Source organism: Actinomadura sp. GC306 (assembly GCF_004348665.1).
In the GTDB taxonomy this organism is placed as follows: domain Bacteria; phylum Actinomycetota; class Actinomycetes; order Streptosporangiales; family Streptosporangiaceae; genus Spirillospora.
Window position 1 is genome coordinate 1 of record NZ_SMKM01000058.1, and the last position, 19,235, is coordinate 19,235.

Here is a 19,235-nt window from a genome sequence, read left to right on the forward strand (position 1 = left end):
GGCCCTGACGGCGGACGGTGAGGGGGCGGAGGCCGGGCAGAAGGCTCGGCTGGCCACGGCCGAGGTGCGCCGGGGTGACCTTGTGGACACCGAGACGGTCGACGGGCGGCTCACATATGGGGGCGTTCGGGAGGTGTGGGCGGGTGTGTCGGGCGTGGTGACGTGGGCGCCGAAGCAAGGGGCGACCATCGAGCGGGGGGAGACGCTGCTGCGGGTGGCTGGGAAGCCGGTCACGCTCATGTACGGCGGCAGTCCCATGTACCGCACGCTCCGGGCCGGGGATTCGGGCAAGGACGTGCGGCAGCTCGAACGCAACCTGCGTGCTCTTGGGCATGGCGGCATGACCGTCGACAAGGAGTTCACCGCGGCGACCGAGGCCGCGGTGAAGGGGTGGCAGGACAACCGGGGGCTGGACGAGACCGGGACGGTCGGGCCGGAGCACGTGGTGTTCCTCGGTGGGGCTGTGCTGGTTCGGGACGTCAAGGCGCCCGAGGGGAAGCGGATCGGCCAAGGGCAGCCGGTGCTTACGGTGACCGGGACGCGGCGCGTCGTCCAGGTGGACCTGGATGCCGACAGGCAAGAGCTCGCCAAGGAGGGCGCGTCCGTCACGGTGGAATTGCCCGGTGGCGAGACCGTCCCGGGAAGATCGCCGAGGTCGGCAGAGTCGCGGAGAGCGCCGGGTCGGGACAAGAGAAGAAGACCACGATCAGTGTTGAGATCTCGCTGGGGGACCCGGAGACGGGGCGGCTGGACGAGGCGCCCGTCAGTGTGGCGCTGGAGAGCGAGCGGAGGAAGGGCGTCCTGTCGGTGCCCGTGGAGGCGCTGCTGGCGCTGCGGGAGGGCGGTTTCGGTGTCGAGGTCGTGGACGGGGCGGGGCGGCGGCTCGTCCCGGTGGACGTCGGGGCGTTCGGTGGCGGGCGCGTCGAGGTCGCCGGCGGGGTCCGCGAGGGCATGAAGGTCGGGGTGCCCGCGGCATGAACATCGTCGAACTGGCCGGTGTGACCAAGAGGTACCCGGATGTCGTGGCGCTGCGAGGTGTCGATCTGGTGCTCGCGCAGGGGGAGATGGCCGCGATCGTGGGCCCGTCCGGGTCCGGGAAATCGACGCTGCTGCACATGATCGGGACGCTCGACCGTCCCACCGGGGGGCGCGTGACGGTCGCTGGGCACGAGGTGGCGGGGCTCGGCGACCGGGAGCTGTCGGCGCTGCGGGCCCGGCACATCGGGTTCGTGTTCCAGCAGTTCCACCTCGCCGCAGGGGTGAGCGCGCTCGACAACGTCGCGGACGGGCTCCTCTACAGCGGGACGCGCTTGCGGGAGCGCCGGGAGCGGGCGCGGGCGGCGCTGGAACGGGTCGGGCTGGGGGAGCGGACCGGGCACCGGCCGCACGAGCTGTCGGGCGGTGAGCAGCAGCGGGTCGCGGTGGCGCGGGCCGTGGCCGGGGAACCGGGCCTGCTGCTGGCCGACGAGCCGACCGGCAACCTCGACTCCGGTGCGGGCGCCGGTGTGCTGGCCCTGCTGGACGAGCTGAACCGCGCCGGCACGACCGTCGCGATCATCACGCACGATGCGGAGGTCGCCGCGCGGGCGCCGCGCAGGGTGCGGGTCAGGGACGGGCGGATCGTGGCCGACGAGCGGGTGGGGGCGGGCAGCCGATGAGGAACGAACTGTCGCCCGCGCGGCTGGACGCGGCGGACGTCCTCCGCGTCGGTCTCGGCGGGCTGCGGGCGCGTCCGGCCCGGGTGGTGCTCTCCGCGGTCGGCATCGCGATCGGGATCGCGACGATGGTCGCGGTCATCGGGATCTCCTCGTCCGGCAAGGAGGACCTGCTGCGGCGCCTCGACCGGCTCGGCACGAACCTGCTGACGGTCAAGCCCGGCGACACGCTGTTCGGCGAGAAGGCGGAACTGCCCGAGACGGCGCCGGAGATGGTCCGGAGGATCGGGCCCGTCACGGCGGTCGGGGCGACCGGGTCGGTGGACGCGACCGTCCGCCGCACCGGCATGATCCCGGAGGAGGTCACGCACGGGATCGCGGTGCAGGCCGCCACGATCGAGCTGCTGGACACGCTGGAGGTCGATACCGCGAGCGGTGCGTGGCTCAACGCGGGGACGGCACGCTACCCGGGTGTCGTGCTCGGTGACCTGGCGGCGCGGAGGCTCGGGCTCGACAGGGCGGGCGGGCAGGTATGGATCGGGAAGCGGTGGTTCACCGTCGTCGGCGTCCTGCGGCCCGCCGGGCTGGCGCCCGAGATCGACCGGTCGGCGCTCGTCGGCTGGGACGCCGCGCAGCGGTACCTGGGGTTCGACGGGCATCCGACGACGATCTACGAGCGGTCGGCGGACGCCTCGGTGGAGGAGGTCCGGAGCGTCCTCGCCAAGACGGTCAGCCCCGAACGTCCCGAGGAGATCGAGGTCGGCCGCCCCTCGGACGCGCTGGAGGCCAGGGCGGCGGCGGAGGGCGCGTTCACCGGGCTGCTGCTCGGGCTCGGCGCCGTCGCGCTGCTGGTCGGCGGGGTCGGGGTCGCGAACACGATGGTGATCTCGGTGCTGGAGCGGCGCCGCGAGATAGGGTTGCGGCGGTCGCTCGGCGCGACGCGCGGGCAGGTGCGGGTGCAGTTCCTCGCCGAGTCGCTGCTGCTGTCGGCGGCCGGCGGCGTGGCCGGAGTCGTGGCCGGTGCGGCGGCGACGGCCGGGTTCGCGCTGTGGAAGGGGTGGCCGCCGGTCGTGCCCGCCTGGGCGTTCGGCGGCGCGCTCGCCGCCACCGTCGTGATCGGGGCGGCCGCGGGGCTGTACCCCGCGATGCGCGCGGCGCGGCTGCCGCCGACCGCGGCGCTCGCGGCGGCGTGACGGCGCGACACTGGCGTCGTTTCGGCGTGCCGGGGCATGATTGTGAGGGCCACCGACGTCCCGTCCGGGGAGGTGCCTGAACAGCCATGCCGGTGACACGTCCGCTGCGGGAGCGCTGCCGGGAGTTCCTCGGGATCGACGGAGAGATCCGCTACATCTTCCCCGCGACGTCCTACGGCGGCGGGGCGGGGTTCATCTTCGTCGTCACCGACGACCAGATCGCCGTGATCTCCACCGGCGCGATGAGCCGCAGCACGCCGAAGACCGTGTGGGGCAGCTACCCGCGCGGCACCAGGATCGGGCCGGTGGAGGCCGGGGCCGGGGCCTCGTTCGAGTTCGCCGGCGCGGTGTTCGAGGTGGACGACGAGTACGTCGCGGTCGTCAACGCCGCCGATGCCGAGATCTTCGACCGCGACAGCCTGCCCAAGGACCCCCTGCCGGACCTCTAACCGGACCTCTAGACGGGGCTCTAGACGGAGCGCCAGGCGGCCTCGCGGTGGCGGGCCAGGGCGGTCAGCGCCTGGTTGACCGGTGCCGTCCGGCCCACCTTGGCCGCCTCCCGGGGTACCGCGCCGTTGATCACGTCTATCTCGCTGGTCCGGCGCGCCCTGTGGTCGAGGAGCGCGGACGGCTCGGCGTCGGGCATCCGGGCGGCGAAGTCCCGTACCAGTTCCACCGGGTCCGGGACGTCGATCGCCACCCCGCGCGCCCGGGCGGTCTCCCACGCCTCGGTCGCCGCGGCCTGGCTCGTCAGGGACAGCTCGGGGTGGTCGCGCACCTCGCCCACGGTCAGGCCGGTCAGGGCGCACGGAGCGCTGTAGGCGACGTTGCAGATGAGCTTCTCCCACTGCATCGCGACGACGTCGTCCACGGCCGCCGCGTCGAACCCGGCCGTCCGCCACGCCGCGGCGACCTCCTCGACCCGCTCGGGAGGCAGTGAGCTGTGGGCGCCGAACCGCAGGGCGCGCATCGCGTTGTGCCGGACGCGGCCCGGCCCGAGCAGCCCGGCGCCGAAGCCGCTGGCGATGCCGATGGCCAGGCGGCCGGCGCCGACCGCGCCGGCCACGACATCGGCCGAGCCGAGGCCGTTCTGGATGGTCAGGACGGTGGTGCCCGCATCCAGCAGCGGCGCGAGTCCGGCCGCGGCCGCGGGGACGTCGGCGGCCTTGACGGCGAGGACGACGAGGTCCACGGGGTCGGCGGGCGGGACGGTGCGGGCCGTGAGGGCGGCGCGGAACTCCCCGTCGGGTCCGCTGACGTGCAGCCCGTCACGGGCGATCGCCTCGACGTGGTCCCGCCACCTGTCGACCACCGACACCGGGTGGCCCGCGCGGGCCAGGCGCGCGGCGTACACCGAGCCCATGGCGCCGCAGCCGACGACGCAGATCCTCATCCGTCCAGCTCCTTGCGGAGGTTGGCGATCTCCCGGTCGAGGCCCGGCTTGGCCTCCAGCCCGAACCCGGGTGCCTCGCCGGGATGGACGAGGCCGCCGGAGAGCCGGCAGTCCGGGCTGTACCCGCCGAAGGGTTCGAAGACCCCGGGATACGCCTCGCAGCCGCCCAGCCCCAGCCCGGCCGCGATATGGAGGTTGATCAGGTGCCCGCCATGCGGGAACGCCTGGGAGCGGCCGACGCCGTGCGACTCCATGGCCTCGATCATGCGGGCGTACTCGGTGAGCCCGTAGCTGAGCCCGGCGTCCATCTGGAAGACGTCCCGGTCGGGACGCACGCCGCCGTAGGCGAGGAGGTTGCGCACGTCCTGCACGGAGAAGAGGTTCTCGCCGGTGGCGACGGCCCCTGGATATGCCTCGGTCAGCTCCCGGTGCAGCGCGTAGTCGAGCGGGTCGCCGGCCTCCTCGTACCAGCGCAGGCCGAGGCCGGACAGGGCGGTGGCGTAGGCCAGGGCGCGGTCCCGGTCGAAGCGCCCGTTGGCGTCGACGGCGACGCCGTCCCCGCCGCCCATCACCTCGACGGCCGCCTCCACGCGGGCCAGGTCACCGGGCAGCGGCAGGCCGCCGATCTTGATCTTGACGGCAGGGTAGCCCTGGTCGACGTAGCCGGTGAGCTCGTCGCGGAGGCGGTCCAGGGAGTCGCCGGGGTGGTAGTAGCCGCCCGCTGCGTAGACCGGGACTCCGGTGGTCGCGGGCCGGCGGCCGAAGGCGCGGGCGATGGTGGCGTGGGCGGGTTCGTCATGGTGCTTGGCCAGCAGGTCCCACACGGCGAGTTCGACGGCGCCGGCCGCCGCGGCGCGGTCCCCGTGGCCGCCGGGCTTCTCGTTCCGCATCGCGCACGCGAGGACGCGGGCGGGCGAGAGCAGCCCGGTCGCCGGATCGAGGAGGGTGCCGGGGTCGGCGCCGAGCAGCCGCGGGATCATGCGGTCGCGCAGGATGCCGCCCTGGGCGTGGCGCCCGATCGAGTTGAACGCGAAGCCGGTGAGCGGGCGTCCGCCGCGCCGGACGTCGGTCCGCACGGCCACCAGGGAGACGGTGTGATCGGCGAAGTTCACCACGGAATTGCCGATGTCTCCGATGAGCGGGACGGCGACCTCGCGGACGTCGGTGATGCGCATGGTCCCAACTTATGATCTAGACCGTTTGAATTGTCTAGTCTAAACAGGCGGCGGGCGCCCGTGGGCGGGCGCCCGCCCTCGGTGGCACGGGTCACAATGTCCTTTGGTCCGGCGGACGGCGGGCCGCGGACGGGAGGGCAATGAGGCGTTACGAGGAAGTCGCCGAGGAGCTGGTCCGGCAGATCCAGTCGGGACGCTGGCCGATCGGCGGCCAGTTCGCGCCCGAGGTGGACCTGGCGGCGGAGTTCGACGTGAGCCGCGGGACGATCCGCGCCGCGCTCGACATCGTGGAGGAACTGGGCCTGGTCTCCCGCCGGCCGCGCCGCGGCACCCGCGTCGAGCGACTGAAGCCGCACTCGGTGTTCGCCCGCTCCGTCCATTCGGTCGACGACCTGATGCAGTACTCCGTGGAGACCGACCGCCAGGTCCTGTCGATCGCGGAGGTGGTGGTCGACGAGGTGGACGCCCGGGTGCTCGGCTGCCGGCCCGGCCAGCGCTGGACCAAGATCCGGATGCTGCGCAGCGACCCGGCCGACGACGGGTGGCCGCTGTGCTGCACCGACGTCTACCTCGAACCCGACGTCGCGGCCGCCGTGGGCGACCAGGTGCTCGACCCCAAGCGGCTGATCTCGGACATGGTCGAGCAGGCGACCGGCCGCACCGTGCACACCATCGAGCAGCGGATGCGCGCGGCGACGGTGCCGGACGCCATGGTCGACCTGCTGCGCACCACCGCCGGCTCGCCGGTGCTGCGGATCACGCGGCGCTACCTGGACCGCGCCGGGCAGCCGTTCGAGATCACGGTCTCGGTGCACCCCGCCGACCGGTTCGAGTACGCCGTGGACCTGGAGCGCGGCCGCGGCTGACCGTGGCGGGCGCGGTCCGGGGGAGCGGGTAGCCTGCCCGTCCAATGGTCCAGACCGTTCGACAAAAAGTCTGGTGACCAGAAACTCTTTCCGATACCGTGGCGACGGGTCACCTGAACAGGAGGAACACGATGGGGACCAACTCCGAGTTCGAGCTCCAGGGACTCTGCCACCTCGCGCTGGTCTGCGAGGACATGGAGCGCACCGTCGACTTCTACACCAACGTCCTCGGCATGAAGCTGAGCAAGACGATCAAGCTGCCCAACGGCGGCCAGCACTTCTTCTTCGACATGGGCGGCGACCAGTACCTGGCCTTCTTCTGGTTCCCCAACGCCCCCGAGCGGGCCCCGGGCGTCGCGTCCGCCGCCGACCTGCCGGGCATCGGCGACATCGCCACCGCGCACGGCTCGATGAACCACGTCGCCTTCAAGATCCCGCTCGACAAGTTCGACGAGTACAAGGCCAAGCTGGACGCCAAGGGCGTCCGGACCGGCCCGGTCCTGGAGCACGACGACAGCGAGCGCGGCGTGGCCGAGACGTACCACGACGGCGTCTTCGTCCGCTCGATGTACTTCTTCGACCCGGACGGCGTCCTGCTGGAGTTCGCCGCCTGGACGCGCGAGCTGACCGAGGCCGACGTCAACCTCGCGCCGATGACCGCCGCGGGCGTCCCGGCCGGCCAGGGGGCCTCCGCATGAGCGGAGAGCCGATGGTGGAGTACGCCGAGCGGTTCTTCCGGCTGGTGGAGTCCGGTGACATCGCCGCCGTCTCCGCCCTCTACCACGACGATGTCACCGTCTGGCACAACTACGACGACATCGACCAGACCAAGGACGAGAACCTCGCGACGCTCGGCAGTCTCGCCGACCGCTACGACAGGTTCGGTTACGCCCGGCCCCGCCATACCGCGCTCGAAGACGGCTTCCTCCGGCAGCACGTCATCGAGGTCGAGCGCAACGGGCGGTCGGCCTCGATCCCGGCGATCCTCCGCGTCTACGTCGAGGACGGCAGGATCCGGCGGATCGAGGAGTACTTCGACCGCACCAAGCTCAACGAGCTCCTCGCGGCCTGAACCGCGGGCACCGTGGCTGACCCCGGGCACCGGATCGGAGCCGGACGCACGACCGGCACCGGGTCAGCCCCGGAACCCGTCCGGAAAGCGCCCGAGTGCGGGAGCCGTTGCTCAGGAGAGCTCAGGAGAAGAAGCCGCGGCACTGCTCGGCGTGGCGCAGCAGGTCCTCGGCGACGGGGACCTCGGTGAAGTCCTGCTTGCGGTGGCTGGGCGCCGAGATGCTCACCGCGTAGCGGGAACCGGCGTGGGTGCCGAGCGGGACGGCCACCGCGATGACCCCGTCCTCGCTCTCCTGCAGGCCGGTGGCGTAACCCCGCTTGCGGATGCGGTCCAGGTCCTCCAGGAGCGCGGTCCGCGTGGAGAGGGTGTGGGGGGTCAGCGCCTCAAGGTTCTCCCGCGGGTAGAGCGCGACGACGGCCTCGTCGGTCAGCAGCGACAGCAGGACCTTGCCCGAGGCCGACACGTGGGCCGGGAGGGTCTTGCCCATCCGCGAGCCGACCCGCACGGCGCGGCTGCTCTCCACGGCGTCCACGAAGGACACCAGCGAGCCGTCCAGCCGGGCGAGGTGGACGGTCTCGCCGTAGTGCTTCGCGAGCTCCTCCAGCATGGGCCGGACCTGCTCGCGGACGTCGATCTGCCGCAGCACCGAGAAGGCGATCTCGGTGAGCGCGGGCCCCGGCTCGTAGGCCCGCGAGGTGCTCGACTGCCGCACGAACCCCCGGTACTGCAGCATCGCCAGCACCCGGTGCGCGGTGGACGACGCCACCGACAGGTACTCGCTCACCTCGGTGAGGCGAAGGCTCTTCCGCTCGCCCAGCAGCAGCAGGATGCGCAGCGCGTTGTCGACCGACTCGATCGGGTACTGCGGCTTGCGCGGCTGGCCGGCGGAGGAGCTGTCCACCCAGCGGATCTTATCCGTGGACGATGTCATCGGCCCTTCCATCCCGGAGCTCGAACTTGAGCACTTTGCCCGAGGCGTTGCGGGGGAGCCGCTCGACCGCCTCGACGCCCGTGGGCAGCTTGTACGGCGCCAGCTCGCGGCGGGCGTGGTCGCGCAGCTCCTCGACCGACGGTACCGGCCGCCCGGGACGCGGCGAGACCACCGCGACCGGCGTCTCCCCCCACTTCGGGTGCGGCCGGCCCACCACCGCCACCTCGGCGATGTCGGGGTGGGAGGCGAGGACGTTCTCGACCTCGGCGCAGTAGACGTTCTCGCCGCCGGTGATGACCATGTCCTTGAGGCGGTCGACCACGTGGACGAACCCTTCGTCGTCGACCCGGACCAGGTCACCGGAGTGGAACCAGCCCCCGGCGAAGGCTTCGGCGGTCGCCTCGGGCAGGTTCCAGTAGCCCGACATGAGGCCGGGCCCCCGGTAGACGATCTCGCCGATCTCTCCGGCGGGGACGTCGTTCATCTCGCGGTCGACCACGCGCGCCCACACACCCGGCGCGGGCCGCCCCACCGAGCCGAGTTTGCGGCGGGCGTCCTTGCCCTCCAGGACGCAGGTGACCGGCGACATCTCCGTCTGCCCGAAGAGGGCGAGCATGTCGGCGTCGCCGAAGACCTCGCTCATCTCCCGCAGGAGCGTGTCGGTGGCGGGGGCGGCCCCCCACGCGGCGACGCGCAGCCGGGACAGGTCGCGGGGCCGCCGCCGCTGCTCGGCCACGAGCGCCTGCCACTGCGTGGGAACCAGGAAGACGGAGGTGACCCGGTGCTCGGCCATCACGTCGAGGTGCTCGCCCGCGTCGAAGGCACCGGTGGGCATCACGACCACCGTGGCCCCGGCGAGCAGGGACGGGGCCAGCCCGCCGATGGCGCCGATGTGGAAGAGCGGCGAGGCGCAGAGGTAGACCTCGTCGTACATCTCGAAGCGGAAGGCGATCAGGTTGGTCTGGCTCTGGGCGAGCAGGTTCCGGTGGGTGAGCACCGCGCCCTTGGGGTGCCCGGTCGTGCCGGACGTGTACATGATCAGCGCCGGCGCGTGCTCGTCCACCTCGATCGCGGCCAGCTCGTCGGCGGGCGAGCCCGTGGTGTGGCCGTTGAGCAGGTCCTCGCCGAGCGGCCCGTCCGGTGCGGTGACGTCCACGACCCGGACGCCGTCCTCCTTGGCCGCGTCGGCGGCGAGCCCGCCGTACGCGGCGTCGGCGAGCACCAGGGCGGCGCCGCAGTCACGGAGGATGTAGGCCACCTCGGCGGCGGCCAGCCGGGGGTTCACCGGGACGCCGACCGCGCCCGCGGCCGTGACCGCCAGGAGCGACTCGACGTACTCGGCCCCGTTGCCCATCACGAACGCGACCCGGTCGCCGGGGCCGACGCCCAGCCGCGCGAGCGCCCGGCCGGACCGCGGCACCCGGCCGGCGAGCTCGCGCCACGTGCGGGAGACGTCGCCGCAGCGCAGCGCGGTCACATCGGGGCGCGCATGGGCATGCCGGGCGAGGTGCGCGATCCAGTGCTGGCCGCGGGCGCCGTGGATCGCCGCGGACGCGGTCATCGCGGGCTCCCGCTCCCGAACCGCGCGCCGGCCCATTCGGCGATCGTGTCGGCGACCGCGTCGCGGGCACCGGCGGGCTCCAGGAAGTAGTGGTCGCCGCGGTGGTCGTGGCGGGTCTTGTCCTCGGCGGCGAGGGCGGCGGCGATCCGGTCGGCGTCGCTGGGGAAGACGCCGGTGTCCGCGGTCGGGTTGATGACCAGCGACGGGACGGTGATCTTGGTGAGGTTGCCTTCACCGCGGCAGGGCGACTCGCTCAGGCTCCACATGTTGAGCCAGTTGCGCACCGTCGTCTCCCCGGCGATCCCACGGTCGCCCCGGTTGGCGGCCTCGACGGGCCCACGGTAGCAGCTGTTCGGCTTGCGGTCGGAGGGCTCCAGCGCGGGGTCGACCATCCTCGGATCGGCCCATGTGCGGGGCACGGTGAAGTGGCGGTCGTAGTAGCCGGCCTCGGTGAGCCGGGCCAGTTCCGCCTTGGCCCACGCGGTGATCCGGTGGTTGCGGTCGACCTGCGCCCGCCGGTAGCGCTCGATGAACTCGGCGCTGTACGGCGGGCCGTTCTCCGGGTTGAACAGGTCGAGGGACGGGTCGGTGGCGACGGGGTCGAACTCGTCCACCACCGCGGCGTCCATCCAGGCGGTGAGGACGTCGGGACGGCCCAGGTGCGCGGCCAGCGACACGTAGCCGTCGGCGGGGAGCAGCTCGTCCACCCCCGGCACGGGGGCGTGGTCGACCGGCGGCTGCAGGACCGGGTCGACGGCCTGGGCCTGGTAGGCGGCCATCAGGGAGCCGCCCCCCGAGTTGCCCAGCAGGACGACCGTGTCGACCCCGGCCTCCTCGCGCAGCCAGCGCACCCCGACGCCGATGTCCACCAGCGCCTGGTCGAGCCGGAAGTTCCACTCGTAGCCGCGGAACCGGGTGTTCCAGCCGAGGAAGCCGATGCCGCGCTCGGCCATGAGGTCGGCGAGGTAGTGCTCGGCGAAGTCGATCTGGTAATGGGTCGCGATCATCGCCACCGTCGGCCGGTCGCCGTCCCGCACGTGGTAGAGGCCCTGGCAGGGATGACCGCCGGCACCCGCGCGCGGGGCGCCGGCGGACGGCCGCGAGACGAAGGTACGGGTGATCATCCGGCCGCCACCTCGATCCGGCTCGCGGCCACGTGGGCGCGGAGCTTCTCGAACAGGACGCCGAGCCGCTCGGTGGCCACCGGGTCCTTGAGGTGCCCGGTCTCGTCGAAGCAGTCGGGCGCGAACGGCATGACCACCTCGGGCCCCGGCATCACCGGCGACTGGGAGAAGACGAACATGTTCCGCAGCTCGAACTGGCAGCGGGCGGTGCCGAGCCGTCCCGGGGACGTGCCGATCAGCGCGACCGGCTTGCCCTGCAGGACGGAGGCGCCCAGCGGGAGGGAGATCCAGTCGAAGGCGTTCTTCAGCACGCCCGGGACCCCGCCGTTGTACTCCGGGGTGGCGATCATCAGCGCGTCCGCGGCGGCGATCTCTTCCCGCATCCGGGTGACCGCCGCCGGCTCCTGGGCGAGCAGGTCCTCGTTGAACAGCGGGAACTGCCCGATCAGGTCGCTGACGGTGACGGTGACGCCGGCCGGCGCCAGCCGGGCCGCGGACTCCAGCAGCAGCCGGTTCCACGACCCCTTGCGCAGGCTCCCGACGATTCCGTAGACGGTGATGTCCGCCGTGCTCACAGTGCTCCTCCCAGGTAGGCGTCGATGACGGCCGCGTCGCGGACGACGTTGGCCGGGGTGTCGAGGGCGATGCGGCGCCCGAAGTCGAGCACGCAGACGCGGTGCGAAATGCCCATCACCATCGACATGTCGTGTTCGACCAGCAGCATCGTGACACCCAGGTCGGCGTTGACCTCGCGCAAGGTCGCCGCCATCTCGGCGGTCTCCTCGTGGTTCATCCCGGCCACCGGCTCGTCGAGCAGCAGCAGCCGGGGCTCCATGCACAGCGAGCGCGCGAGCTCGACCCGCTTCTGCACGCCGTGCGGCAGCGTGCCCACGGTGTGCCGCAACAGGCCGCCGAGTCCGAGCCGGTCGGCCACCTCGGTGACCTTGCGCAGCGCCGCGCGCTCCTCGCGGGCGCTGCGGCCCCACCGGACCATGGCGGCCAGCGGCCCGGAGCGGAGGTGCTGGTGCCGCGCCAGGAGCAGGCACTCCTCGACGCTCATGGCCGGGAAGACGTCGACGTTCTGGAACGTGCGGGCGATCCCGGCGGCGGCGATCCGGTGCGGGGCGCTGCCCAGCAGCTGCCGCCCGGCGAACGTGATGCTCCCCGCCTCCGGGCGGTAGATGCCGGAGATGCAGTTGAACAGCGTGGACTTGCCGGCTCCGTTGGGGCCGATCACGGCGAACAGCTCGCCCTCGTCGATGGTGAAGGCGACGCCGTCCAGCGCGCGGATCCCGGCGAACGACAGGGTGAGGTCCTCGACCTCGAACAGTGCGGGGCTCACGAGTCGGCTCCTCGGGGGACGACGGGTTCGGTGCCGGTGCCGGCGCCGAGGTACGCCGCGGCGATGTCGTTGTCCTGCTCCAGCGCCGCGGGGGTGCCCTCCGCGTAGACCCGGCCGCCTTCCAGCAGGTAGGCGTAGCTGGAGATCGACAGGGCCATGCGCGCGTTCTGCTCGACGAGCAGGATCGAGGTGCCGTGCTCGTTGATGGACACGATGATGTCGCGGACCTGCTCGACGATCCGGGGCGCGAGGCCCAGGCTGGGCTCGTCCATGAGCAGCAGCCTCGGCCGGGACATCAGCGCCCGCGCGATCGCGAGCATCTGCTGCTCGCCGCCGGACAGGTAGCCCGCCTTGCGGTCCAGCAGGTCGCCCAGCCGGGGCAGCAGCGTCAGGACCTCGTCGCGGGCCGCGGTGAACGCGCCACCCCGGTAGCGGCGCACGTGCCCGCCGGTGGCGAGGTTCTCGGCGACGGTGAGCCCGGGGAAGACCATCCGTCCTTCCAGGCACTGCGCGAGCCCGGCGCGGACGCGCTGCGACGCGCGGGCGCCGGTCATGTCCTTGCCGAACAGCTCCACCCGTCCGCCGGTGAGGCGCCCGCGGTGCAGCCCGAGCAGGCCCGAGACCGCGCGCATGACGGTGGTCTTGCCCGCTCCGTTGGGGCCGAGGAGGCTGACGACCTCGCCCTGCGGCACCCGCAGGGACAGGTCGGTCACGGCGTTCCCGGCGGCGCCGTAGCCGGCGCTGACGGACGTGGTCAGCAGGGCCGGCGGACCGTCGGACGCGTGCGCGGCGTCGCGGCTCATGAGGTCTTCCGCCTTTCGCGTGGGCCGCCCAGCGGCACCCGCAGGCGCCGCCAGGTGCGGAGCAGGAGCGCCCGGATGCCGTTGGGCTCGAAGAGCAGGATCAGCACGATCACCAGTCCGTAGAGGAACCCGGACAGCAGCGGTCCCGTGATGCCGCCGTCGGTGCTCGTGCCCTTGCGGACGAACGGCAGGAAGCCCGACGCCTGGTTCACGACCTCGGGCATCGCCCGGACGAACAGGGCGCCCAGCAGGGCCCCGGAGACCGTGCCCATGCCGCCGATCACGATCATGGCGATGAAGTCGACCGAGAGCATCAGGTGCCACTGGCTGGGGGTGAAGTACCCCATGTAGGACACCAGCAGCGCGCCGGAGATGCCGGCGAAGAAGGAGGAGATGACGAAGGCGACGGTCTTGGTCTGGGTCACCGGGACGCCCACCACCGCGGCGGCCACGTCCTTGTCCCGCACGGCCATGAACGCGCGGCCGAGCCGGGAGCGCTTGAGGTTGTAGGTGAGGAACATGACCACCAGCAGGATCGCCAGCGCGAAGTACCACCATGCCTGGAAGGAGTCGAGGATCAGCTGGTCGCCGGCCATGATGCCGAGGCTCAGGTCCTGGTCGCCGAACAGGACGGGCGCCGCCGGGCGCCCGTTCACGCCGCCGCTGAGGGTCGTCCACGTCTCCCACGCGTAGAGGCCGATGAAGACCAGGGCGAGGGTCGCGACGGCCAGGTAGAGGCCGCGGATGCGGACGGCGACCGGGGCGACCAGCGCGCCCGCGGCGGCGGCGACCAGGCCCGCCGCCGGGAGCCAGAGGTACCAGGGCAGGCCCTGGTCGGCGCCGAGCCAGGCCGAGCTGTAGGCGCCGATGCCCATGAAGAAGGCGTGCCCGAGGGAGATCTGCCCGGCGAGGCCGGTGATCACCTGCATGCCGAGGGCGCCGATGCCGACGATCAGGGTGAGGATGCCGATGCCGAGCCACAGCTCGGAGCGCAGCACCAGCGGCAGCACGATCATGGCGGCGAGCCACGCGCCGACGCCGAGCCGGCCGCGGGTGAGGAGGCCGAGCGGGCGCGGCGCGGGAGAGGCGGTGTCGCGGGGCGCCGGTGGGCTGGTGAGGACGGGCACGGCTCAGACCCTTTCGATGCTGCGGCTGCCGAACAGGCCGTAGGGCCGGACCAGGAGGACCAGGAGCATGAGGACGTAGGGCAGGACCTCGTGCAGCCGGCCGCCGCCGATGTCGCTGAGGTAGTTGGAGCCCAGCACCTGGGTGAGCCCCACGACGAGGCCGCCGGCCACCGCGCCGAGCAGCGAGTCCATCCCGCCGATGACGATCGCCGGGATCGCGATGAGCGCGAGGTCGCCGATGCTGGGGGAGACCACCCGGGGGAACGAGGCGAGGAAGATCGCCGCGGTCACCGCGAGGAAGGCCGCCAGCGCCCACGAGAGCGCGAACATCCGTCCGACGTCGATGCCCTGGGCCAGGGCCGCCTCCTGGCTGCTCGCGGTCGCGCGCAGCGCCAGCCCGTGGCGGGTCCGCTGGAAGAACCAGGCGACCGCGGCCAGGACGACGACCGAGACGGCGACGGTGGCGAGCGCGCTGTTGGGCAGTACGACCGAGCCGACCTCGGTGGTGCCGGACCCGACGGGCCCGACCGAGTCGTGGCTGCCGACGCCCCACACCATCAGGACGGCGTTGTGCAGCATGGTCGAGATGCCGAGGGTGGCGAGCACCACGACGGTCACCGAGCGCCCGATCAGGCCGCGGATCAGCATCCGCTCGACCACCAGCGCGAGGCCGACGGTGATCGCCACGGCGCCGAGGAAGGCGAGTACGTAGGGCATCCGGGGCAGCAGGATCAGCACGACGTAGGCGCCGATGGCGACGAACTGGCCGTGCGCGAAGTTGAAGGTGTGGGAGCCCTTGAACATGATCACGAACCCGAGCGCGATCAGCCCGTAGACCAGGCCCAGGGCGATGCCCTGGAAGCCGAGCTGGAGGAAGAGGGTCATCTGGAGAGTCCTGGTTCGCGGTGGTGGGGAGGGAGCCGGGGAGCGCGCGGGCCCGGCCGGGCCCGCGCACTCCCCGGGGCCGTCACTTGCGCCTGGCGGCGTCCCAGGACTTCGCGGCCTCGGACTCGAAGAACTCGGCGACCGGCTCCTGCACGCCGTCCGCCCCGATCTTGTTGACGCGGGACTGGAAGCTCACGATCGAGTCGCCGTCACCGAGGTCGATGGCGGGCAGGATGTCGTCGAAGGAGACCTTGAGCCCGGTCATCGCCTTCATGACGCCCTCGCGGGTGAGGTCCTTGGCCTCGCACGCCTTGCGCAGCGCCTCCACGACGACGGTCCCGTTGATCCAGCCGCCGACCTCGAAGTTGTCGGGCTTCGCGTCGGGCGCGTACGCCTTGCGGGCCTTGGTCAGGGCCTGGATGCCGGCGTTGTCGTCGTTGAGGGTGCCGTAGCCGCCGGAGACGTAGTACTTGTCCAGCAGGCCCTTCAGCGGCTTGCCGAGGCTGGAGGCCCAGGCGCCCGAGCTGGAGACGAAGGTCGGCTTGTAGCCGAACTGGGCCGACTGGCCGATGATGCCGGCGGTCTGCGCGGGGGTGACGCCCAGCATGACGATCTCGGCCCCGGCGTCCTTGAGGCTGTTGACCTGGGCCGTGAAGTCGGTGTCGGCGTTGGTGTAGGTCGGCTGGGCGACGACCTCCAGCCCCTCCGTGGCCTTCGCCGCGTGGTTGAGGGCGTCGAGGTAGATCTTGCCGGTCTCGTCGGCCGACGTCACGAACCCGACCTTGACCTTCTTGGAGGCGGAGGCGCCGGCCTCCTCGGCCGCCCAGACGAGCCCGTTGACCAGCTCGACCTCGAAGGGCGGCATGGCGACGTAGACGTTCGGCAGGTCGAGGGTCTGGGTGTTGAGGGACGCCGAGAGCGTGGGCATCTTGTCCCGCTCGATGTTCTTGCGGACGGCGTTCAGCCCGGCGGTGCCGACGAACTGGGCGACCATCAGGTTCTTGGGCGCCGCGGCCCGGTACTGCTGGGTGGTGATCTGCGGGTCGTACTTGGTGTCGCGCTTGTCGACCACGACCTTGCGGCCGCAGATGCCGCCCTGCTCCCGGTTGACCTGGTCGATCTTGGCTTCGACGCCCAGCGAGCCGGCGATGCCGCCCTGGGCGATGGGACCGGAGAAGTCACTGATCACGGTCACGCTGATCTCGTCGTCGGTGACCCCGGGACCCATGGCGACGCCGTCGGCACCGGCGCCGGACGCGTCGGAGCCCGCGTTGCCGCACGCCGCCAGGGTCATCAGTGAGGCGACCGCGACCGCGGTCAGGGGCTTCTTGAGCATGGGGTTCGTGTCTTTCCTACTCGGGTTCCGCGTCTCGGTGACACGGCTCACAAAGATTAGACCAGACTAAACAGAAAGAGAAGAGAGGGGCTCTGCAAGTTGGAGAAAGCGTGGTGGGGGCGGGTGTCCCCGGCGTCCGCCCAGGCCAGGGCTCCGGGCGCGCGGAAGCGCCCGCACGCTCGGGCCCGGCTAGGGCCGCGGGACGGGACGCGGGGTGCGCGTCAGGCCCGCCAGGTGAAGGTGATCTGCCGCGCGGCGAACCGCCATCCCGCCCCGGTGCGGACCAGCCGGTCGAGGTACTCGCCCATGGCGGCCGGCTGCCCATCGGGGCCCCGGAGCACGAAGTAGGCCCGGCCCGTCGCGGCCGCGTCGCCGTCCCGGTCGACGAGCACGTTGCTGTTCTCGTGGCGCGGCGACTCCGCCGTACGGCCGGCGATGACCTTGGCGAGGCCATCGGGCCCCGCGAACACCGGCCCGCCGGTGATCTCCATGCGGCCGTCGTCGGTGAAGCAGCCGCGCAGGGACTCCAGGTCCCCGCCGTCGATGGCGAGGCTGTAGCGCGCGTAGAGCTGGGTGATCTCGGTGACGTGGTCGGACAACGGGACTCCTCGTCGAGCGGTTCGAGCGGTTCGAGCGGGTCAGGCGGGGGGCCCCTCGGGCAGCCGGGAGAGTTCGTGGCGCCAGGCGACGTCCAGGTTGAGGCTCCCCCCGAGGTCGGGGAGCTCGGCGCGGTCGGCCTCGTCGATGGGGCGGGGCCGTCCGCCGGCGGAGGCGACGAGCAGGCACAGGTGCGCGATCTCGTCGATGGAGACGGCGCGCAGCACCGCCTCGGGGACCGAGTCGCCGGTCACCGCCACCCCGTGCCCGCGCAGCAGGGCCGCGGCGTGGCCGCCGAGGTGGTCGGCCACCTCGTCCCCGAGCGCGTCGCTGCTCACCAGGACCGAGCGGGGGTAGACCGGGACGCCGCTCGCCAGCAGGGCGGAGCCCGGTATGTCGTAGGCCCCCACGAGCGGCTCCAGCGTCAGCCCGGCGAGGTCGGCGGCGACGGTGCGCCGCGGGTGCGCGTGCAGGACGCAGCGGACGTCGGGCCGCCGGCGCAGGATCCGGGTGTGCAGCGGAAGCTCGTGCGGAACGTTCCAACCGTCCAGCTCGCCGGGCAGGCCGGGTTCGCCGTCCAGGGTCACCACCCGCACGTCCTGCGGGTTGGTGTGGGCCAGGCCCGACTCGCGGGGGCCGCGGCAGCGCACCAGGATGCGTTCGGCGTCCAGGCGGAGGCTGATGTGGCCGAGGAAACCCGGCGAGAGATCGCGGGCGGCCAGCACCCGGCAGCCCGCCGCCACCAGGCTCCGCAATTCCTGGAGTTCGTCGTCACGGACGTTCATCGGGCGGCCTCCTGCTGTGCCGGGACGAGCGTGTCGAGTACCGCGGCCACCGGGGCGCCGCCCGCGATGGCCCGGCGTGCGGCCAGGGCGCCGCGCGGCCACCCCAGCGACACCGCGCCGGTCACGCGTTCGCCGTCGTCCCAGAGGGCGAGGAGCCGGTCCCCGTCCTCGACCAACCGGGGTTCGGCGCCGGGGTCCACGGCACCGAGCACCTGGATGGTGCGGCCGTGCTGGTCGCTCCACACCATGGGCACCGCCTCGGGGGACCGGGGCCGCCCGGGGTCGAGCAGGGTCGCGGCGATGCACCTGGCCTGCTCCTGGGCGGAGTTCCAGTGCTCGATCCGCCGGCCCGCTCCGCCGTCCGCGTCCGCCCAGCGGGCGACGTCGCCGGCGGCGAAGACGTGGTCGGCGCCCAACGCGCGGCCATGCCGGTCGCAGGCGATGCCGTCCTCCAGGTGCAGGCCCGATCCGGCCAGCCACGCCACGTCGACCTCCGCGCCGATCCCCACGAGCACGTGGTCGGCATGGAGCACCTCGCCGTCGTCGAGCCGGACCCTGATCCCGCCCGGGAGATGGTCAAGGGCCTGGACGACCCTGCCCAGCCGCAGGTCCACACCCGCCTTTTCGTGCCACGAGCGGATCCGTTCGCCCACGCGGGGGCCGACGACCCTGGCGGGAGGGTTCGGCAGCGGGTCCACCAACGTGACCCGGCATCCCTGGCCGACCGCCGTACTGGCGACCTCCGCCCCGATGAAACCGGCACCCACCACCACGAGGTCACCACCACGGGCGAGGGCCGCGTGGAGTGCACGCGCGTCGGCGAGCGTCCGCAGCACGTGGACCCTTGGCCCGGTCCAGGGGGAGGGCCTTGCACGTACCCCGGTGGCGATCACCAGCGTGCCGTAGCCGATCCGGCGTCCGTCCGACAGCGTGAGGCGCCGGGCGGCGGTGTCCACGCCGGTCGCCTCGGCGCCGAGCAGCAGCTCCAGGCCGAGCTCTCCGGCCTCCGCGCGGGTGAGCAGCCGGACGGGCTCCGCCGGCCGCCCCTTGGAGAGCGGCGGCTTGTCGTACGGCTCCTCGGCCTCCCGGTCGACCAGCAGGATCCGCCCGGAGAATCCGCCGGACCGCAGGGTCCGGGCCAGGGTGACGCCCGCGACCGAGGCACCGACGACCACTACCTCGTCGCTCATGCGTCCTCAAGCCGGAGAGCCGCGGCGGGGCAGCTGTGCGCCGCTCGTTCGACGCGCTCGCGGTCGGCCTCGGGCACCTCGACCGACAGCAGCACGACGAGGCCGTCGTCGTCGATGTCGAAGTAGTCGTCGGCCGCGATGACGCAGCTCGCGTAGCCCTGGCAGGCCGCGGCGTCCACCTTCAGGATGGGCAACTCGGG

At 72.7% G+C, this 19,235-nt stretch carries 22 protein-coding genes; 7 read left to right on the plus strand and 15 right to left on the minus strand.

What is annotated here, in order from left to right:
• The first annotated feature begins 768 nt into the window (after nt 1-768).
• From E1200_RS34765 to E1200_RS11320, 4 genes are all read left to right on the plus strand, one after another.
• A complete protein-coding gene (locus tag E1200_RS34765; RefSeq protein WP_243708481.1) occupies nt 769-978 on the plus strand; it encodes a hypothetical protein in 210 nt (69 codons plus the stop codon).
• A complete protein-coding gene (locus tag E1200_RS11310; protein WP_131951802.1) occupies nt 975-1,658 on the plus strand; it encodes an ABC transporter ATP-binding protein in 684 nt (227 codons plus the stop codon). Before E1200_RS34765 ends, E1200_RS11310 begins: the two co-directional genes overlap by 4 nt.
• Nucleotides 1,655-2,848 carry an ABC transporter permease gene (locus tag E1200_RS11315; RefSeq protein WP_131951803.1) on the plus strand — a complete coding sequence of 398 codons (1,194 nt, stop codon included), beginning with the start codon at nt 1,655-1,657 and terminating at the stop codon, nt 2,846-2,848. Before E1200_RS11310 ends, E1200_RS11315 begins: the two co-directional genes overlap by 4 nt.
• Before the next feature lie 86 nt (nt 2,849-2,934).
• A complete protein-coding gene (locus E1200_RS11320) occupies nt 2,935-3,297 on the plus strand; it encodes a hypothetical protein (RefSeq protein WP_131951804.1) in 363 nt (120 codons plus the stop codon).
• A gap of 20 nt (nt 3,298-3,317) precedes the next feature.
• Here E1200_RS11320 and E1200_RS11325 read toward each other — a convergent pair whose 3' ends face one another.
• Nucleotides 3,318-4,241 (minus strand): 2-dehydropantoate 2-reductase, encoded by a 924-nt coding sequence (locus tag E1200_RS11325; protein ID WP_131951805.1) that lies wholly within the window; start codon nt 4,239-4,241, stop codon nt 3,318-3,320.
• Complete coding sequence (locus tag E1200_RS11330) at nt 4,238-5,416, minus strand: enolase C-terminal domain-like protein (protein ID WP_131951806.1); 1,179 nt, start codon at nt 5,414-5,416, stop codon at nt 4,238-4,240. Before E1200_RS11330 ends, E1200_RS11325 begins: the two co-directional genes overlap by 4 nt.
• 140 nt (nt 5,417-5,556) lie before the next feature.
• Between E1200_RS11330 and E1200_RS11335 the strand changes: the two genes are divergently transcribed.
• From E1200_RS11335 to E1200_RS11345, 3 genes are all read left to right on the plus strand, one after another.
• A complete protein-coding gene (locus tag E1200_RS11335; protein ID WP_131951807.1) occupies nt 5,557-6,282 on the plus strand; it encodes a GntR family transcriptional regulator in 726 nt (241 codons plus the stop codon).
• A 131-nt stretch (nt 6,283-6,413) separates the two neighbouring features.
• Nucleotides 6,414-6,980, plus strand: coding sequence for a VOC family protein (locus E1200_RS11340; protein ID WP_131951808.1), 567 nt, complete (start codon nt 6,414-6,416; stop codon nt 6,978-6,980).
• Nucleotides 6,977-7,354: a nuclear transport factor 2 family protein gene (locus tag E1200_RS11345; RefSeq protein ID WP_131951809.1), complete on the plus strand. Its 378-nt coding sequence runs from the start codon at nt 6,977-6,979 to the stop codon at nt 7,352-7,354. The genes E1200_RS11340 and E1200_RS11345 overlap by 4 nt, the downstream gene beginning before the upstream one ends.
• A gap of 121 nt (nt 7,355-7,475) precedes the next feature.
• Here the strand turns inward: E1200_RS11345 and E1200_RS11350 are convergent, their stop codons facing one another.
• The 13 genes from E1200_RS11350 to E1200_RS11405 form a co-directional block, all read right to left on the minus strand.
• A complete protein-coding gene (locus E1200_RS11350) occupies nt 7,476-8,255 on the minus strand; it encodes an IclR family transcriptional regulator (RefSeq protein ID WP_165950278.1) in 780 nt (259 codons plus the stop codon).
• Nucleotides 8,256-8,265: 10 nt separating this feature from the next.
• Entirely contained in the window at nt 8,266-9,846 is a 1,581-nt protein-coding gene (locus tag E1200_RS11355; protein ID WP_131951811.1) for a long-chain-fatty-acid--CoA ligase, read from the minus strand.
• Entirely contained in the window at nt 9,843-10,970 is a 1,128-nt protein-coding gene (locus E1200_RS11360; RefSeq protein WP_131951812.1) for an alpha/beta hydrolase, read from the minus strand. Before E1200_RS11360 ends, E1200_RS11355 begins: the two co-directional genes overlap by 4 nt.
• A complete protein-coding gene (locus E1200_RS33635) occupies nt 10,967-11,545 on the minus strand; it encodes an NAD(P)H-dependent oxidoreductase (RefSeq protein ID WP_165950279.1) in 579 nt (192 codons plus the stop codon). Before E1200_RS33635 ends, E1200_RS11360 begins: the two co-directional genes overlap by 4 nt.
• Nucleotides 11,542-12,312 (minus strand): ABC transporter ATP-binding protein, encoded by a 771-nt coding sequence (locus E1200_RS33640; protein WP_165950280.1) that lies wholly within the window; start codon nt 12,310-12,312, stop codon nt 11,542-11,544. The genes E1200_RS33635 and E1200_RS33640 overlap by 4 nt, the downstream gene beginning before the upstream one ends.
• On the minus strand, nt 12,309-13,115 hold the full coding sequence (locus E1200_RS11370; protein WP_131951814.1) for an ABC transporter ATP-binding protein: 807 nt from the start codon (nt 13,113-13,115) through the stop codon (nt 12,309-12,311). Before E1200_RS11370 ends, E1200_RS33640 begins: the two co-directional genes overlap by 4 nt.
• Nucleotides 13,112-14,242 (minus strand): branched-chain amino acid ABC transporter permease, encoded by a 1,131-nt coding sequence (locus E1200_RS11375; protein WP_131951815.1) that lies wholly within the window; start codon nt 14,240-14,242, stop codon nt 13,112-13,114. Before E1200_RS11375 ends, E1200_RS11370 begins: the two co-directional genes overlap by 4 nt.
• 3 nt (nt 14,243-14,245) lie before the next feature.
• Entirely contained in the window at nt 14,246-15,127 is an 882-nt protein-coding gene (locus E1200_RS11380) for a branched-chain amino acid ABC transporter permease (protein ID WP_131951816.1), read from the minus strand.
• Nucleotides 15,128-15,209: 82 nt separating this feature from the next.
• Complete coding sequence (locus E1200_RS11385) at nt 15,210-16,463, minus strand: ABC transporter substrate-binding protein (RefSeq protein ID WP_131951817.1); 1,254 nt, start codon at nt 16,461-16,463, stop codon at nt 15,210-15,212.
• 221 nt (nt 16,464-16,684) lie between these two features.
• Nucleotides 16,685-17,062: a nuclear transport factor 2 family protein gene (locus E1200_RS11390; RefSeq protein ID WP_131951818.1), complete on the minus strand. Its 378-nt coding sequence runs from the start codon at nt 17,060-17,062 to the stop codon at nt 16,685-16,687.
• Nucleotides 17,063-17,101: 39 nt separating this feature from the next.
• Nucleotides 17,102-17,845 carry a class II aldolase/adducin family protein gene (locus E1200_RS11395; RefSeq protein ID WP_131951819.1) on the minus strand — a complete coding sequence of 248 codons (744 nt, stop codon included), beginning with the start codon at nt 17,843-17,845 and terminating at the stop codon, nt 17,102-17,104.
• Nucleotides 17,842-19,035, minus strand: a complete 1,194-nt coding sequence (locus tag E1200_RS11400; RefSeq protein ID WP_131951820.1) for an FAD/NAD(P)-binding oxidoreductase — start codon at nt 19,033-19,035, stop codon at nt 17,842-17,844. Before E1200_RS11400 ends, E1200_RS11395 begins: the two co-directional genes overlap by 4 nt.
• Complete coding sequence (locus E1200_RS11405) at nt 19,032-19,229, minus strand: ferredoxin (protein ID WP_131951821.1); 198 nt, start codon at nt 19,227-19,229, stop codon at nt 19,032-19,034. The genes E1200_RS11400 and E1200_RS11405 overlap by 4 nt, the downstream gene beginning before the upstream one ends.
• Nucleotides 19,230-19,235: the final 6 nt, after the last annotated feature.